This window comes from Streptomyces sp. NTH33 (assembly GCF_003236365.1).
Taxonomy (GTDB): domain Bacteria; phylum Actinomycetota; class Actinomycetes; order Streptomycetales; family Streptomycetaceae; genus Streptomyces.
On sequence record NZ_POTZ01001076.1, the window covers coordinates 1 to 605 of the forward strand.

The following is a 605-nucleotide window of genomic DNA, read 5'->3' on the forward strand; positions in this document are numbered from 1 at the left end:
AGCCCTGACCGTGCTGCGGGGGCTGCTGGTCGGGGCCCCACGGCTGGCCCCAGGCCTGACCGCCGGCGGGCGCCGCGGCCGGGCCCTGGCCGCCCGGTCCGCTCGTCATGCCCGGCAGCAGGGGCTCACCTCCGTCGGAGGGCAGCACGATGCCTTCGCGCGCGGGCCGCGCCGAGGGCTCCTCGCCCTGTCCACTCTGCGTCACCGGGACTCCTGCGATTGGGGGACCTTCGGAATCGTCGGCTCACGCTACCGGGTCCCCGGAGCCTGGTGCCACGCAGCACAGGGCGAGACCTCTTTCCCTGTGACAGCAGTAACAAAACCCGCCCACGGGACGCTGTATATGCCCCACACACCTCACAAGGCCGTTCTCACGCCGCCGCCCGCACCTCCAACCGCGCCCCGAACTCCCTTACCACCGGCTCGTCCCGGAACGGAGCGAGCCGCTGCCGGAAGTCCTCCAGGTACTCCGCCCCCCGGTCGGACCGCAGCGTCCGCAGCAGCTCCACCGCCTTCAGCCCGGTGCTGCAGGCCTGTTCGACCTCACGTTGCTGCACCTGCGCGGTGGCGAGCAGCACATGGCCGATGGCCCGCCGCCGCACCCG

At 72.9% G+C, this 605-nt stretch carries 2 pseudogenes; both read right to left on the reverse strand.

Going from position 1 to position 605, the window contains the following annotated elements:
• Window positions 1–205 (reverse strand): annotated as a pseudogene (locus tag C1I97_RS38540) (hypothetical protein); the annotation flags it as partial.
• Window positions 206–371: 166 nt separating this feature from the next.
• Window positions 372–605, reverse strand: a pseudogene (locus C1I97_RS38545) (transcriptional regulator); the annotation flags it as partial.